Source organism: Hyphomonas oceanitis, from assembly GCF_036964545.1.
Lineage (GTDB): Bacteria > Pseudomonadota > Alphaproteobacteria > Caulobacterales > Hyphomonadaceae > Hyphomonas > Hyphomonas oceanitis.
The window spans coordinates 39,723-54,585 of the sequence record NZ_JBALTL010000007.1 but is presented as its reverse complement, the minus strand read 5'-3'; the positions used below and the strand labels follow the sequence as shown (position 1 = coordinate 54,585).

The 14,863-nt window shown below is 58.1% G+C and carries 22 protein-coding genes; 10 read left to right on the top strand and 12 right to left on the bottom strand.

All coding sequences use genetic code 11. From position 1 onward, the window contains the following. The first annotated feature begins 1 nt into the window (after position 1). Positions 2-193, top strand: coding sequence for a HipA domain-containing protein (locus tag V7651_RS17405; RefSeq protein WP_051615539.1), 192 nt, complete (start codon positions 2-4; stop codon positions 191-193). 54 nt (positions 194-247) lie between these two features. Then, a complete protein-coding gene (locus V7651_RS17400; RefSeq protein ID WP_045693612.1) occupies positions 248-808 on the top strand; it encodes a YbbN family protein in 561 nt (186 codons plus the stop codon). A 26-nt stretch (positions 809-834) separates the two neighbouring features. On the opposite strand, the gene nrtS is transcribed toward V7651_RS17400, so the two are convergent. The 9 genes from nrtS to V7651_RS17355 form a co-directional block, all read right to left on the bottom strand. Beyond that, on the bottom strand, positions 835-1,023 hold the full coding sequence (gene nrtS, locus V7651_RS17395) for a nitrate/nitrite transporter NrtS (RefSeq protein WP_034742410.1): 189 nt from the start codon (positions 1,021-1,023) through the stop codon (positions 835-837). 50 nt (positions 1,024-1,073) lie between these two features. Further along, positions 1,074-3,083, bottom strand: coding sequence for a putative bifunctional diguanylate cyclase/phosphodiesterase (locus V7651_RS17390; RefSeq protein WP_034742408.1), 2,010 nt, complete (start codon positions 3,081-3,083; stop codon positions 1,074-1,076). 53 nt (positions 3,084-3,136) lie between these two features. Further along, on the bottom strand, positions 3,137-4,693 hold the full coding sequence (locus V7651_RS17385) for an alpha/beta hydrolase (protein ID WP_299949263.1): 1,557 nt from the start codon (positions 4,691-4,693) through the stop codon (positions 3,137-3,139). Between the two features lie 172 nt (positions 4,694-4,865). Further along, a complete protein-coding gene (locus tag V7651_RS17380) occupies positions 4,866-5,537 on the bottom strand; it encodes a DUF6796 family protein (RefSeq protein WP_034742399.1) in 672 nt (223 codons plus the stop codon). Further along, entirely contained in the window at positions 5,534-7,168 is a 1,635-nt protein-coding gene (locus V7651_RS17375; RefSeq protein WP_051615538.1) for a CRTAC1 family protein, read from the bottom strand. The genes V7651_RS17380 and V7651_RS17375 overlap by 4 nt, the downstream gene beginning before the upstream one ends. A gap of 17 nt (positions 7,169-7,185) precedes the next feature. Beyond that, on the bottom strand, positions 7,186-7,719 hold the full coding sequence (locus tag V7651_RS17370) for a DoxX family protein (RefSeq protein ID WP_034742394.1): 534 nt from the start codon (positions 7,717-7,719) through the stop codon (positions 7,186-7,188). Further along, on the bottom strand, positions 7,685-8,500 hold the full coding sequence (locus V7651_RS17365; RefSeq protein ID WP_034742391.1) for an HvfC/BufC family peptide modification chaperone: 816 nt from the start codon (positions 8,498-8,500) through the stop codon (positions 7,685-7,687). Before V7651_RS17365 ends, V7651_RS17370 begins: the two co-directional genes overlap by 35 nt. After that, complete coding sequence (gene bufB, locus V7651_RS17360; RefSeq protein ID WP_034742387.1) at positions 8,490-9,347, bottom strand: MNIO family bufferin maturase; 858 nt, start codon at positions 9,345-9,347, stop codon at positions 8,490-8,492. The genes V7651_RS17365 and bufB overlap by 11 nt, the downstream gene beginning before the upstream one ends. Before the next feature lie 36 nt (positions 9,348-9,383). Beyond that, on the bottom strand, positions 9,384-9,755 hold the full coding sequence (locus V7651_RS17355; RefSeq protein ID WP_045693610.1) for a BufA1 family periplasmic bufferin-type metallophore: 372 nt from the start codon (positions 9,753-9,755) through the stop codon (positions 9,384-9,386). A gap of 211 nt (positions 9,756-9,966) precedes the next feature. On the opposite strand from V7651_RS17355, the gene V7651_RS17350 reads away from it, so the two are divergent. From V7651_RS17350 to V7651_RS17340, 3 genes are all read left to right on the top strand, one after another. Beyond that, entirely contained in the window at positions 9,967-10,524 is a 558-nt protein-coding gene (locus V7651_RS17350; protein ID WP_034742384.1) for a carboxymuconolactone decarboxylase family protein, read from the top strand. A gap of 86 nt (positions 10,525-10,610) precedes the next feature. Continuing rightward, positions 10,611-11,171: a carboxymuconolactone decarboxylase family protein gene (locus tag V7651_RS17345; RefSeq protein WP_034742382.1), complete on the top strand. Its 561-nt coding sequence runs from the start codon at positions 10,611-10,613 to the stop codon at positions 11,169-11,171. An 89-nt stretch (positions 11,172-11,260) separates the two neighbouring features. Beyond that, entirely contained in the window at positions 11,261-11,815 is a 555-nt protein-coding gene (locus tag V7651_RS17340; protein WP_051615537.1) for a TetR/AcrR family transcriptional regulator, read from the top strand. Positions 11,816-11,830: 15 nt separating this feature from the next. Here V7651_RS17340 and V7651_RS17335 read toward each other — a convergent pair whose 3' ends face one another. After that, the gene (locus tag V7651_RS17335; RefSeq protein ID WP_241765747.1) at positions 11,831-12,070 is read right to left on the bottom strand and encodes a hypothetical protein; all 240 of its coding nucleotides are present in this window, start codon (positions 12,068-12,070) and stop codon (positions 11,831-11,833) included. Positions 12,071-12,215: 145 nt separating this feature from the next. Here V7651_RS17335 and V7651_RS18735 point away from each other — a divergent pair, with 145 nt between their 5' ends. Next, on the top strand, positions 12,216-12,464 hold the full coding sequence (locus tag V7651_RS18735; RefSeq protein WP_155839367.1) for a DUF2840 domain-containing protein: 249 nt from the start codon (positions 12,216-12,218) through the stop codon (positions 12,462-12,464). On the opposite strand, the gene V7651_RS17330 is transcribed toward V7651_RS18735, so the two are convergent. Together V7651_RS17330 and V7651_RS17325 are read right to left on the bottom strand one after the other, a co-directional pair. Then, positions 12,360-12,575 (bottom strand): hypothetical protein, encoded by a 216-nt coding sequence (locus V7651_RS17330; RefSeq protein WP_034742379.1) that lies wholly within the window; start codon positions 12,573-12,575, stop codon positions 12,360-12,362. The two genes, V7651_RS18735 and V7651_RS17330, sit on opposite strands and share 105 nt — an antisense overlap. 115 nt (positions 12,576-12,690) lie before the next feature. Next, positions 12,691-12,939 carry a helix-turn-helix transcriptional regulator gene (locus V7651_RS17325; RefSeq protein WP_081812274.1) on the bottom strand — a complete coding sequence of 83 codons (249 nt, stop codon included), beginning with the start codon at positions 12,937-12,939 and terminating at the stop codon, positions 12,691-12,693. 89 nt (positions 12,940-13,028) lie between these two features. Between V7651_RS17325 and V7651_RS17320 the strand changes: the two genes are divergently transcribed. From V7651_RS17320 to V7651_RS17310, 4 genes are all read left to right on the top strand, one after another. Further along, positions 13,029-13,517, top strand: a complete 489-nt coding sequence (locus V7651_RS17320) for a hypothetical protein (protein ID WP_034742376.1) — start codon at positions 13,029-13,031, stop codon at positions 13,515-13,517. A 69-nt stretch (positions 13,518-13,586) separates the two neighbouring features. Further along, positions 13,587-13,841, top strand: a complete 255-nt coding sequence (locus V7651_RS18730; RefSeq protein WP_034742373.1) for a DUF3363 domain-containing protein — start codon at positions 13,587-13,589, stop codon at positions 13,839-13,841. Positions 13,842-14,142: 301 nt separating this feature from the next. Further along, positions 14,143-14,718, top strand: a complete 576-nt coding sequence (locus tag V7651_RS18725; protein WP_081812272.1) for an RES domain-containing protein — start codon at positions 14,143-14,145, stop codon at positions 14,716-14,718. Next, complete coding sequence (locus V7651_RS17310; protein WP_051615536.1) at positions 14,640-14,858, top strand: RES family NAD+ phosphorylase; 219 nt, start codon at positions 14,640-14,642, stop codon at positions 14,856-14,858. Before V7651_RS18725 ends, V7651_RS17310 begins: the two co-directional genes overlap by 79 nt. Positions 14,859-14,863: the final 5 nt, after the last annotated feature.

Genomic DNA, 14,863 nt, shown 5'->3' with positions numbered 1-14,863 from the left:
TATGCTGAAGCCGCCCATTGGTATTCTCCAGAACGAGATCGACATGACCGATGGCGTTGCGAACGAATACGTATGCCTTGAGCTCTGCCAGGCCTTTGGATTGGACGTGGCCGGGGCAGAGATAGAATCATTTGAAGATCAGACTGTGTTGAGTGTTCGTCGCGTCGACCGACTATGGGACCGGGACCGATAGCTGCGCCTGCCGCAGGAAGAATTTGTCGCTGCCCATGTGCGACGACTGGAGGCTTTGCGCCGCGCCGGCCAGCAGGTGCTCACGCAATCGTCAGGACATGTGACGTCTGACTGGCTATTTCTCTGCTATGGATCCCGTGATGTTCAAGCAAGATTGGCGGAGTCCCGCGTGAAACTGACATATCTTTTTGCCGCTGTTGGTTTATCCCTGTTTGGTCTTTGCGCCTGTACGCAGAAATATGAGAGTCAGCTGACCGCCCGGCACGACGTGCTGGAGGGCGATCGCGTCGCGGCAGTCCTGATCTTCGCGGAATGGTGCCCGAGCTGCAAGGTGCTCGATCCCAAGGTTGAATCGGTGCGAGCCTCCGAAGACTGGACTGGCGTCAGCTTTGTCTTGCTCGACTTCACAGACAAGAATGAAGGCGCCCTGCTCAAAGCAGCTGATGAGGCGGGGATTGGTCCTGCAATCCGAAGGGCCACATTGGACGGCATCCGGACAGGCCAGCTGATCCTGATGGATATTGCGGCACAGGAGGAGATGTCCCGGATAGGGAAGGGCACATCGGTAAAGGACATGGCAGAACGGATACGTTTGGCCCGGGACGAAGTCTCTTGAGCCTGTGGAACCGGTTCTCGCGTGGGTCAGTCTGACTTGGGGCCGACAGCCATGGCGCTGAAGACCGACACGCAGAAAGGTACAATATAGCTGAGGCCCATTTTCCACCAGTTCAGGGGTTCAACCGCCACGACCCGTTCGAACTGGTTGATCAGGGTCAGGAGCGAACCGACCAGTATCGCGACAATGAGACCTCTGGTCAGGATGGGGCGCATGATGTCGTCAAACTCTCTTCAAGCGGTGGCAGGCGGTCAATTCGCCCATGTCAGACTGCTGCCTTGCGGAAGGTAGTAAAAGGCGCGCCGTTGATCCATGCCGCTGCTGGCGTTGCTGCGCCCCAGAAATAACCCTGACCATACCGCGCTCCGAGTTCAAGCAGCCTTTTCCGGTCTGCATCTGTTTCAATGCCCTCGGCAATCGTGACGAGCCCAAGTGAGCCGGCAAGGAGCAGGATTCCCTTGATAAAGGCGTCCTCGTCACTCTGGACAAAGGCCCGGTCGATCTTGAGATAGTCGAACTCGAATTGCTGAAGGTGGGCCAGCGACGACATGCCGGTGCCGAAATCGTCCAGTGACAATTCAACCCCGGCGTCTCGCAACTGTGACAGGACCGACCGGGCGCGGACAGGATCCTCGGCCACACCACTCTCGGTGAGCTCCAGTTTCAGCCGGGCAAAGCGCGTACGCGCCTTGTGGACGGCTCCCACAAGTGTAGAGGGCTCGTTGAGCTGAAACGGGGACACGTTGACGCTCATGAAGAGGTCTTTCCGGCCGAGCGCGAGCGACATGCGGCGCGCGTCTTCAGCCGCAACGATCAGGATGCGGCGGCCGACCTGGTTGATCAGGCCAGATTCTTCAAGCAGCGGAATGAAATCGACCGGCGGCACCGGACCCAGCAAAGGGTGCGTCCAGCGCAGCAGCGCCTCCCAACCTGCGAGCAGATTGGTCGACAAGCAAACGATCGGCTGGTAGGCGACCCACAACTGGCGGCTCCGGATGGCTGTGTGCAAGTGGGATTCCAACTGAGCAAGGCGCTCGGCGCGCTGGCGTTGCCCCTTGTCAAAGTCAACCGACCTCTGGCGCCCGAGGCGCTTGGCCTCGTTCAGGGCGAGGCTGGCATTGTGCATCAGCATCGGGATATCCCGAGACTCCCTCGCCCATGCGGCACCGGAATTGGCCCCCCCTGAGAACGTGAAGCTGCCAGCGTCAATCGACCGGCCGAAACTCCCAAGGCTCGGAATATCCTCGCCTTCCAATTCATCCGGGTGCACGGACGCAAGAATCGCGAATTCGTCTGCGGCGATCCGCGCGATGAATGTCGAAGGCCGGGACGCGCCACGCAGGTCCTGAGCCGCGCGCACAAGCAGCGCATCCCCGGCAACCCGGCCCATTGTGTCGTTGAAACGCCTGAAGCTGCAGAGATCAACGAGAACAAGCCGGAGCGGGCGAAAGGGGCGCTGCCTTGCCCGCTGATCGAGTTCATCATTCAGTGCCTGCCGGCTGGGCAGCCCTGTCAGGGCATCTGTGTACAAGGCATCATGCAGCTGACGCGCTGTCTGCTGTCGTTCTTCAGATTCCTGCCTGAGCTTTGCGAGAAGGCGCTTTTCCTTTTTCAGCAGGCGCACGAGCTGGCTGGCATAATCAGTCACACGCCCCATGAAGCGCTGTCCTCGCCGCATCGCAATCGCGAGGCTGAACGAGAACAGGAGAATGGCGAGGACTTTCTCGACTTCGGCGCCGACAAGAATGGACGGTCCGGACATATAGGCCACAAAGTCGTGCGTTATTGCACTCGGCGGACTTTGCCAGACAGCCCACAGGGTCAGGCCGGTCCATCCGGTGGCAGCCATTGCGCCGGCTGCGAGAACCTCCAGGGGATCTAATCTCAGGGCTCGCAGGCCAATCAGAACGAAGAGCCAGATGACCGTCGGTGATTTCAGCACAAAAGCAGGAGGCTGATCATACTTGGCTTCAAAACAGACGATCAGAGTGAACAGGACGGCAAATTCGCCAGCCATTGTTATGTATGAAAGCCAGGACGGAAGCGGTCGCCGACGTGACATGTAGATGCGGAAAAGCGATAGGATTGCGAGCGCAGACATGGCCGGCCAGACAGGATCCAAGCTTTTCGAACTTGCATCACCGGGCGCCGGGGTCATCACGTATACCAGCGCCATCAGGATCAGGAGTATGGCTGTTACAAGCGCGATCGAGCGATCGCCTATCCGGATTTCATTCTCGAGTTGTGTGTCAGGTGCGGCTGGTCTGGTTTGCATATGCACGTTCCCTTCGAGAGCGCGATGAGTGAGGACGCCAGGCACGTCGCGGCTCAATGGCTTGACCCTCCTGAGGCGCGACTTTCAGATGGATGGCTGCTGTAAGTCCGGGCAGGCAGAGCGGATCTGGATCGTCCCGACTCAGCCTGGCCTGGCCTGTAGGTCTGGTCGATCTGCCAGAAATTCAGGTCAATATGTACAAGCCCACGCTCGCGGTCGCCAGGACGGGCGCCGGTACGGAGTGTGACGGCGATGTCTGCGAGGACGCCTGGATGTAGCCGAAAATAATTGTGCCTATCAAACTGATTGGCGTCCTGGACCATGATGAAGTGAACGGATTTGACGCCCTGAAAAACAGCCCGCGATTCAGGCGACAATTGATCGGGCCGGGCTGCGCCAAATCGCGGCGACCCAAATATCCAGCCAGCAAGACCAAGCGCGTTGTCGCCTGGGTTGAGATAGACATCGATCTGGCCAAATCCGATGCCGAAGGCTTCGGCGACAAGACGTTGCTCCATCACGCCAAGATCGATGTCTGGCGCAGCCATGATCAAAGTGTCGATCCGATAAGTGTCGCGCATCGATACTCCAGCACCTCGGGATTCGATCAACAGTTCCCGCAGGGCTGACGTCACAATTGATGCGCCGTGACTGTGCGTAACAACAACTAACTCATCGACCGCTCCTGTTGCAGAGATGAGTCGCAGCGTTTCTTTCAGATGGTAGACTGAAAAGTCACCGCTTTGCGTGTCACTGAAGTAGCCCAATGCCTTGTGCCCGCCCGTCGGCCAGCTGAACAGTATCGGGACGCCGGCCCTGCCGGCAGCTGACCAGAGTTCGAACAGGTTGAACGCACCATCATCGAACGTATTGTTGAAGCCGTGAACATAGAGAATGACTTTGCCGGTGTCGTTGTCTTCCAGCTCCTGCGTGAGTGCGGCTTGAAATTGTGCGCCTGCGCCCTTGTAGGCGGCCATTGCGCTTCTATCACGGATGAGCACGCCCTTCTCGATCGCAAAAGGCAGGGGCGTTCCCGGAAACCGAACGATTTCATCAGTCAGCGTCGCGGCATAACGCGGTCGCTTGTCGCTGATCGCGTGTCCCGACATGTAGGCGTCGAAGTCTCGCTGCCCCATATTGGTGGTGTCAATCCTGACATGGCCAAAAGCCATCGCGGTCGACCGGTCGGTACCAAAGCCTTGTTCGGTCTCGAGCATGTTGCGATCCGTGACATAAAGCATCTGCGAGGTGTTTTGTGGCACGCCGTCTCCCGGCCGCGACGCCGCTGCACCTGAAGTCTCCCAGGGCGTCGGCGAAACGGCTGCAGGGTAGACGCTGACGCAACCGCCCAGCAGAGCACACAGGGCTAGCAAGCAAAGGCGTTTCATCTTCTTGACCTTTCGAAGTATCGGGCTTTGCGGTGACGCAGAATTCCGGTCACCCAGACGGCTCCGATGAGCACAGATAGCAGCAGGGAGAGGAAACACTGTGGCAGAAAGCCAAATGCACGTGGACAGAAGGGCCCGTTGGCGATCTCGAGAACCGTCGCGAGAAACGCAAGAAAAGCGACAGGCAACCATCCGGCCAGGAACGCCAAATGTCTCTTCCATCCCCATGCCATCGCGGAATAGAAAATGAGACCATATCCAGCGAAGACAAGAAGGCAGGCAGGTAGCGGTCCGATCAGAGGACAAGCGGTACCCGTCGAGAAATGTTCTCCCGTCAACAAAGCTGCCGGAATCAGTCCAAACATGGCGACAATGGCCAGAAACAACCGCGATGTCATTGTCCTTCAATCCGGCTCGTCGTGAGGAGGGACAATGTGAAAAGTATGGCGTGTGACGTGTTCATGGCCGTCGGCAATACCAGCCATCCGATCACGGGCGCCGCGGCATATAGGCCAAAAATCAGAGCGAGCAAAAGTGCCGGACTGAACAATGCCATCCAGCGCGGGTAGCGTGTCTTTCCCGAAAGGATGCGCCGTATCCAGATAATCGAAAAGGCCGCCATGACGAAGCGAAGTGCATTCACCAAGGGCTCGTGAAGCAACCTCTGGTGAACCAGAAGATCCAGGCTGGCTCCGTCCGAACTGAGATCTTGCACGGTTTCAGCAATCAACGCGCGTTGACCGATCCAGACCGTTGCGAGAATGAACGCCCAGGCGCAACATACGAAAATTCCAAAACGCCATTTGGGCGCTTGCGGCAGGAGATGACCTGTGAGGTGCCAATAACCGGCAAGATAGAGAGGGGCAGCCGAGACGCTGAGGAAGTGCCCAAACGTCAATCTTGCCCGACTGACATCCAGAAAAAATCCATAGTCCGGGTCTGTGTAATTGCCCCCCGGGACAAGTTGCAAGACCCCTTCGCCGATCCCGGTCAGCAGGGCGCCGACAAGGCCGGCAATTCCGAACCAGACAAGGTTTTGACGAGGATTGGTGTCGACACAAGTCATGGCGCATCGACCCGCCAGTCCAGGACGGTGTTGGCCGCGACTTGCTCTGCTGAGCGTACCTCGCCATCCGGAAACCGGAGGGTAATTCTCCCGGCGGTCGCGGCATCGCCCAGTCCGATGAAAATATCCGCCGTGCTATCGGAACACAGTCCCTGAGCCGGTACCGCCTGGCGGACAAGTGTTCGACCATCGACAAGAACCTCAATACGGGCCGAATAGGCTGAAACCGAGTCGTCGAGCCGAATGCGTATACCATGCCGGTCGGGCGTTGCATTGAGGAAAGCCCTGGCCGGCCCCTTGAGATTGGCCCAGATTAGATCGGGCAGGCCGTCGCCGTTAAAGTCACCGACCAGTGGGGAAATAGCAAATAGCCGATTGGCCACGCCTGCGCGCTTCTCTACCGGGTTGAATTTGCGCCCCCGGGTATTTTGCAGAATCTTTCCGGCATAGCGGTGGATCAGTGCCGGTTGTCCGAACTTGGCGTAATTCTGGGCGACGGCGATGTCTTCCCAGCCATCGAGATTGAAATCAGCCGCAACCACACCCCAGCCGAAACCCAACCGTGCGGCGTTCATTTCAGCGGCATGGTCGCTGAAGCCTCCCTGGTCGTTGCCGACAAACAGCATGTAGTTGGAATTGAATGGCGCTGATTTCGGCAAGTCACCGCGCAGAAGCGAGGACGGCAGAGTGTTCCCGACATTCGAGAAATAGAAATCGAGGGCGCCGTCACCGGTAAAATCGCCTGCTGCGATCCCCATTGGATAGGAATTCACGGATGGGCTTTCGAGCCGCTCGAAAGGCGGCGCGTCGTTGTTTCTCCAGATTTCGACATGTCCTGTGTCCTGGGCAACGACCAGGTCTGGGTCACCATCATCATCGATATCGGCCAGGACGGCCGTGAACGTGTTGTGCTGGCGGCGTAGGCCCCACAATTCCGTTGCGTCGGTGAAGTCGCCTGCCGCATCCCCCAGCAACAGATAACTGTAGCCTCCGTAAGGGCGCGTGAAGATGGTCTGACCCTCGACGCGATCATTGCTGATATAGCCGGAAACGTAGAGATCGACATGCCCATCGGCATTGACGTCTCCAGGTGTCACCGAAAGAGCGGTGGTGCCGGCTTCCGGCTTGAAAATGGTTCTTCCATCACCGAGTCTGCCACTGGAGTTGAGATACAACCAGACGCCGCTCTCGCGGGCAAGAATCAAATCGGTCCATCCATCCCGGTCGACGTCGACGGAGACGCCGCCCATTGTTGCATCGCTTGAAGGTTTTGAGAGATCATGATCTGCGCTCTGATTTACAAACCTCCCGAGCAAGGCGCTGTAGCTGAAAAGTGCATCCGGTTGATCACGGCCTCCTCCCAGGAACACCTCGTCGTAGATATCACGATCAGTATCGATGACCACGCCCGCCATGAAGGGCAGGGATCCCGACTTTGCCTGGATGTCTGACTGGTTCTCGAACGCCAGATCAACGGATACAAATCTGAGGTCTGTGCTGCCTTGCGTTTTCCACTCAAGTTGCACGAGGCGAAAACCGAGCCAGCCTGAGCTGAGGAGGACGACCAGGACTGTACCGATCCCCAGTGCGCCACAGCCAAGCCAGAACCATTTTGGGGTGGATCGAAACATGCTGGCCCCCAAGGCTCTCACGTTCTCGAGGATTCGAGCTTGAATAGTCGGTCAAGAGAGAATCGGCCGGGACCACGGGCGACGATCACAAACAGGATGGCCGCCCACCAGACGTGACTACCCCACCAGCTATCGGCATCCGGGAAGACAAGGCGTTCGATCACCAGGGTCATCGTGAGCAGTCCGGCGGCCGCCAGTCTTGACGTCAGTCCGAGGACAAGAAGGATCGGCAGAAGGATTTCCATGATACCGGCCATGTTGGCGAAGCGCTCGACAATCCATTGTGTTGTCGGTGCGTATGTGCCCGCCGCCTGGTCTGTGCACAGCACGAGGGCGCCAGCGCGCTTATCTTCCGGGCAGAAGAATTCGAACAGGAAGAGGTCGTATTTGTCAGGGTTGAATGACAGGAAGCCATTCCATTTTGTAAGCCCTGACATGAAAAATACCCGGGCCACGGCCAGGCGCGCGATAAGTAGCGCAAACGGTTCCAGCATGTTGGCCTTGCTGGTAAGCCAGCTATAACCAGCCTGCAGCCTCTGAATGAGTATCATGATTAGCTCCCCCTTGTTGAGCGATGGTGATGAACAATCCCGACGAGACGGCGCCGGCAATGAGATGCGAAAGATCAATAGACGGCTCGGCAGCCAGGGCGGCTTCACATGCATCCCCAAGTGGCGATTGGGACATGGCCGAACTGAGAAACGCGTGTTCTCCGGGATGAAGAACGCGCATCCTGACCTCTCCTTCGGGACGCCAGAAAAGAACGTGTTCAGATCGGCACGCCAGGTGCATCTGGCGGTTCGGAAGCTCGCCTGATTTCAGGTCTGTCCAAAGGGATGCCACCGCCCATTCGATGTCGATAATATTAAGGCTCGGATGCATGGTCAGGGTGGATACCATCAGGGTCGAGCCATCGATCTCGGCAAGCGCGCCCGGTGCCAGCGGGTCTGCATCTGGTGCGAGGTGGGCATTGAGCCAACCCCGGTCCAGCCGGGCGATATCTGCGAGCCAGGGCAGTCCATGTTCAGATTCAGCTGCGGCGATAAAATGAGCGAGCGACACACCGTATCCGACCAGACTCCGGGTCGAGGGCGGTTCCGCATCGGCATAGGCCCGTGCCAGGGCACTGAAAAACGCGTCGCCCATGACGGCTGCCAGTCGTAGATTGTTGGACCTGAGGGCCTCAACGCAGGCGAGGATGCCAGAATTGCGATAGACTTGCGCGCGCTGGCCCGGGTGCGCTCTGGAGTCCATCAAAGGGGTAAGCGCAGCGGCGCCGGCGCGGCCAGCAGCGAAGGACGACATGGCTTCGATATGCTGCTCAAGCCGCATCGTGTGCCGCCTCTTGTGAAGCTGTCAGTATCCGCGTGGCGTGGTGAAATTCGGCAAGCAAGTCGTCAAACGGTGGGATATTGCCATCACGTTCAACGAGGACCGGCCTGGCCCCCCATGCGTGAAGCGCAACGGCCAAAAGGTGCCACACGCCCTCACTGACGGGCGCGTCATGACTGTCGATCAGAAATTTGGCGCCAAGCCCAGGGTCTTGCGAGTGCCCTGCAACGTGAATCTCGCCGACGAGCTCGCCAGGGATTGCGCGAACATAAGCATAAGGGTCCACGCCGACATTATTTGCACTCACCCAGATATTATTGATGTCCATCAGGAGACCGCATCCGGATCGGCGGGCGACTTCCACAAGAAATTCAGGTTCGTCGAGCTCGCAGGCGAACGGCAGGTAGTTGGTGGGGTTTTCGATCAGAATTCGCCGACCGATCAAGGCCTGGAAAGCATCGACCCGGTCTGCAAGATGTATCAGCGCTTCCTGTGTACGGGGAAGCGGCAGCAGATCTGCATGGTAGCGCGTCTTGTGCGCGGAGAACGTTGCGTGCTCGGACACCTGAAACGGATCGAACCGCTCGATCAATAAACGTAGATCATGGGTGTGCTGCCTGTCGAATGGATCCAGTCCGCCGAGAGACGCGCCGACGCCGTGAAAGCTGAGCTGGCGCTTTTCGCGGATAGCAGTCAGCCAGGCCAGGCGTGGGCCGCCTTGGACCATATAGTTTTCAGGGTGAACCTCGAACCACAATCCTTCAACTTCGGTCTCGAGCGCCGGAGCAAAGTGCTCCGGTTTTAGCCCGAGACCCGCAGTGGACGGGGGGGACGGTGGAAGTTGCATGACTGTGATCCGAGGAACTCTGTTGCCGGGCTGGGATCAGGCCGGTGTATTACGATCCAGTTCGTTCAACGCAGCAGGACCTTCGGGCGAGACGATGAAGTCGCAGGAGCCTTTGGGCGCGAACGTCCAGGCATTTCCCTGGAAGTCGACGGTGGATGTGCCTTCGCAGCTTGTTCCTTTGCCGGCCTTGCAATCGTTCTCGCCAGCAAGGGCAATACCGTAACATTTGTCCTTGCGGCCTTCGATTCGCTCACCAGCCTGCCATGCCGTGAAGGCGGACTGAACGTCCGCGGGCGCATTGTCGGCCAGGGTAAGTTGAGCGTTTGGCTTCGCGTTTGCGGCGCCAGCGGCTGCGGCGAGTGCAAGGCCAGCGATCAGGGATTTTGCAATGAACGTTGTGTGCGACATATGTCTAGTCTCCAGGTTGAAATCAGCTCCGCAAGTTTGGCGGCGCAGGGTCTGAATACGTGAAGCCCTATTGAACTGAAACTCACGAAAGCGTGCGGAAGGATCAACGATCCGGCATTCCGGACTGTTCAGTCCACTATTTCTTATGCGGGGACTGACAATCCTCGCTTATATGCAATGCTGTACCACTCGCCGTGAAAGGAAATCCGACATGAGCTATTATCCGAGCCTTCCGGACCGCGCGCATCTGAGCGACCTGTTCAAACGATTCCCAAGGGGCGTCGAGCCACTGCTCGCGTTCCACGACGCTGTCCTGCGAAGCGATAGCGAGCTGTCAATTGGCGAACGGGAGCTGATAGCAGCCTGGGTCTCAGGCCTTAATCAGTGCAAGTTCTGCTATGGCGCACACAAGCTCATGGCGCACGCGTTCGATGTTGATCCGGCACTGGTCGACATGTTGTTTGAGCGATTTGACGAGGCCCCGCTTCCAGCCCGATTCCTGAAATTGCTCCGGTTCCTCGAAAAGCTCGCCCTGACTCCGTCACTTGTGCGCCGTAGCGATGTCGCGGGACTGCTGAAGGCCGGCTGGTCAGAAGAGGCGATACACGATGCCGCGCTCGTTTGCGGGCTGTATGCGTTCATGAACCGGGTGGTCGATGCCGCGGGTATTCTTCCGGGAGAAGAATATGCCGACCCGTCGCCTGAAGCCATCGAACGACGCAGGAGCGGGTCGTACCTGTCCTGGGGACGGGATGCAGGTATCACCTGAGCGCCAGTTCGGAATAATTCAGTTATCCTGTTCTTGATCGGTCAGTACAGAATACCCAGCTAGAAGGGCCTCAAGGAGAAAGACCCATGGCATTATTTGATTTGCATACCATCGACACGGCGCCTGAAGCCGCAAGGCCACTTCTGAAAGAATCCGCCAAGGCCTTCGGGAGAATCCCCAACCTGCATGCCGTCATGGCCGAAAGCCCTGAGCACCTTGAAGCCTACAAGAACCTGCATGAATTGTTCGAGCGGTCAGACCTGAGCAAGGTTGAGCGGAATGTGGTCTGGCTTACGATTAATGTTGAAAACGCCTGCCACTATTGTGTGCCAGCCCATACCGCAATCGCCATGATGCAAGGGGTCGACGAAGCGACGATCAATGCTTTGCGTGCCGGTGATGCGCTGGATGACCCCAAACTGGAGGCCTTGCGTCAATTCACGCTGGCGATTGTTCGCCAGCGGGGCGTGTTGGATACGCAGCAGGTGAGCACGTTCCTTGAGGCAGGTTATGCGAGGCGGCATGTGCTGGATGTGCTACTCGGGGTCGCCCAGAAGACCCTGTCAAATTATGTGAATCACATAGCCGATACGCCTGTTGACCCGGCTTTTGCCCGTTTTTCCTGGGTCGACCCTGTCGCGGACTAGGGGCGCAGAGGCCGCCAGAATCCGGAAATTGTGAGAAACGTCTGCAGCGGTCCCTTGCCGAAGGCTGCTGCAGACGACATTTAGGGCGCATGGCAGGAAGACCTCGCAGCTTTGACAGAGATCTGGCGCTGGACGCGCTCGTCGACGTGTTCTGGACCCACGGCTATAATGGCGCCGACGTCGACAAATTGCAGCAATCTGCCGGCATCCAGCGTGGCAGCTTCTATGCCGCCTTCAGGGACAAGCCGACCGCCTTCCTCGACGCCCTCCGCCGCTATATGGAATTCACGCTCCTTCCCCGGCTGGACATGCTTGAGGGCGAGGCTGGCCAGCGACGCGAGCTTGTGGAATTTCTCGAAGCTGTTGGCGCATTTGTCGCAAAGCAGGGAAATCGGGGGTGTATGCTGTCCGAGGCGCTCGTCCAGTCGCCCCAGTTCGACCCGGCCTTGCGCCGGCAGGTCCGGCGCATCCGTTCTGATTTGTTGCGCAAACTGAAAAGGTTGAGTGGTGGTGACGAGGCGCTGGCGTCTTTCGCTCTGGCATCCGCGCTCGGATTTCACGCACTCGCCAGATCTGGCGCGTCAAAAAAGCAGATCCTTGCTGCCTCGACCTTGGCCGCTAAGGCGATTGGGCAGCGTCGCTGAGATTTTGTCACGTCCTCATTGACGATGATATTTTAACATCGCTACCAGGTCACAGACATTGTCTTGAAACAGTCCATTTTCAGACGAATGTTTAGACCCATAGAGTGATGGATTCGCTTTATGCCGTGAAGTGTCAAGGTCGCTGTCGGGGAACAATCGCTGCAGGATGCTGGACGTGAGGGTGATCTTCACTTCGTTTACTCGCCTATCGCGCACGCGCGGCACTTTCACCGGCACTGGATCAGTGCCGGTCATTACTTCGCTTTTCGGTAAGTGACCATGACGGACCAGACGTGCCCGCCCATTCACGCAGGGTGGCCTGTCGGGGCGCAATACATCTCTTCGAACCGGGCCAGGTCTTCGGTTTTGTACGCTGGCGCTGTGATAGCTTTGGCGCCCAATCCGGCGCATTCTGGTTGCCGAGGCAGGTCAACCCGTAGAGCAACTGACCCGGACTCCTGGTATCATAACCGGCGCACATTTACTGCTCCACGCCTTTGGCATGATCCGCTCCAGGCGTGCCCTGCGTGCGATTGACGTTCTCTCAGACGCTCACATTCTGCACGAGACACATCCTGCTTATTGGCGTCATGCTCATGCGCAGTTCACCGGGCTGGGTCAGCCAGAGCGTCGTCAATTCCTCGTTTGACAGGAACTGGTTGCCCGGTTTGCCCTTGGACCTCGTGGGAAGCTGTTCGGCGATATCGTAGGTATTGCTGTAGTCCCGCGCGCTACCACGATAGTCATAACGATTCTTCACCGCCCATTTCCAAGCCGTGACGATGCTGGAGCGAATCTGACTTCCTTGACGCTGACACGGCCGCTTTACAGTGGCTTTGCGACGTTCCGTCACGAATGTCGGGCGCTCACCTAGTCTACAGCTTTAGCCTGACACCTGGACCGCCATCTTTATTTTCTTCCGGGGCTAGGAAAACAACTCCACCCGCTTCCAGCGCCCGGCACACTGCGTCCACATTGGCCGGAGTACTCGCTGAAGGCCCGCGAGCACTCTCCATCCGGCGGACGGTCGGCACAGACAGTTTCGCCATCTCAGCCAGTTTCGGCTGCGTCCAATCCAGCAGGGCGCGCGCTGCGCGAATCTGAGCGGAGGTGAGATCAGTCATTTTCTTTTTACGATCATATTTACTTAAAACGATCACGCTGTTATGGTGCGTGACACTAAACGACTCACATGTACCATAAAGGTAAACCAATGTCGCGACGCCCTCTTGGTGCGGCGGATGCTGATTCACGCGCTATTCTTGAACTCTCGCGCCGGCAAATTATCGCGGGATCAGTTGCCGTCGCAGCCGTACGAGATATCCCCGCACGGACGGATCCATCTGTCGACGCTTGCAGGGCCTGGCTTGCGCTTGAGGAAACACACCAGGATCTGGTCAGGCGTTGGCAGGCGCTCGACACCTACCTCATTCGGGAGCGCTATTGGAGCGACCTTTCCCGGCAACGATGCGCCGCCATGCCTGAAGCTGTGGAACTAGATGCAATGGACCACCGTCTGGAGGCTCTATATGAGACGCGGCAAGAACTTCTCACTGCCCTGCCAGAAGTACCGGCAAGTACCCCTCAAGGTCTCGCTCTGAAGCTTGCCATCCTCGCGATCATCGTGATGCCGGACGAGAACGAACAAGCCTACAACCTGATCACGAGCGCGCTGAAGGATCTGCACACTTTAGCATTGTGATATGCACGCCTCAGCGCGCAAGGCCTTACCTGGCTTGATCGTCATCTGGCTGGCGAGACCAGCCAACAGGTGGGCTATTCCGGGTTTGGCGGCGAGGCGCGCGAGCTTATCCGACAGCGCCGGGCCGTGCTCGTCGCGCGCGGTATCGCGCAAGCGGGCCATAGCGGGGCACTGGAACCGCAGGCGATGGAGATGCTCCATATCCGGTCGATGCATGACTATGGCCGCGCCTATGCCGGAGAAAGTGGTATGGCCTACGTTCCGTACCAGCCCGGCAGGGAGGTCTCCGGCAGGGTGATGCCCGTCAACGATGGGCAAGCTTGAGCGGCTCGAGACATAGGTGACAGATTGTACCGGACACATGGGTAACACTTTCCGCTTTGGCGGGAGGTTGCGATGCCATGGAAGGACCCATCGAAAATGGACGAGAGACTGCGTTTTGTTGCCCGGCGGCTTGAGGGCGAATCGATGACGGATCTTTGCCGGGAGAAATCGGGATCGTCTCCCTGGAACGTCGGTGGGAACCTCGCCTCGACAAGGATATTCATGAGATAAAGCGCGGCGATGAGCACATCATGGGGGTGCTTTTCCAGTGGTCGAAATTGCGCCGGGCAGGTAGGACAAGATGGAGGAGAGTCCGGAAGATCGACAAGTATCGCCTTGTATAAGTTTTCGTGAATTTAGGGACGAAGTCCTCTATCGTCAGAGATATATCCGGTCACAGACCTGCGACGCTTTCCTGAGCTGGATCAGACGAAGTCTGCGTGACCGGATAGAGGTACTCCCGGTAGGGGAGGCATTTTGGCGCGCGCAGATTGGCCGCGACTGGGAATCCGGTGATGAAGAGGCACAGCGTCGGCGCGTGCCGCTTCAGAATGAACGGACGAAGCCTTGGATCGACAAGGCATTTGAGGGCCGGGTAAATCCCAAGGGTATTTCCTGTCTTTATCTTGCGACCTCAGAATATGTGGCCATGTCCGAGTTACGGCCCTGGATCGGCGCGACGCTGTCTCTGGCCCGCTTTCGGACTGTCCGGGCGCTTAGGATCGTCGACTGTTCCCTTTTCCACACGCTCACCGAGACCGCTCCGGACAGTCGTTCAGCCAATTCGGACGAACAGGTATGGCGGGACATCGACCGGGCATTCGCGCACCTGTCCTGCGCAGTGACAACACAGCCTTCTACGCGCCAACCCAGCTGATCGCCGAGTTCTTCCGGCTGGAGGGCTTCGACGGGATTATCTATGGCAGCGCGTTTGCCGAAACAGGCCGGAATACGGCCCTGTTCGATCTCAACGGCGCCGAGCAGGTCGACGCGCACTCGTTTGAAGTGATTGGCTGACAGAG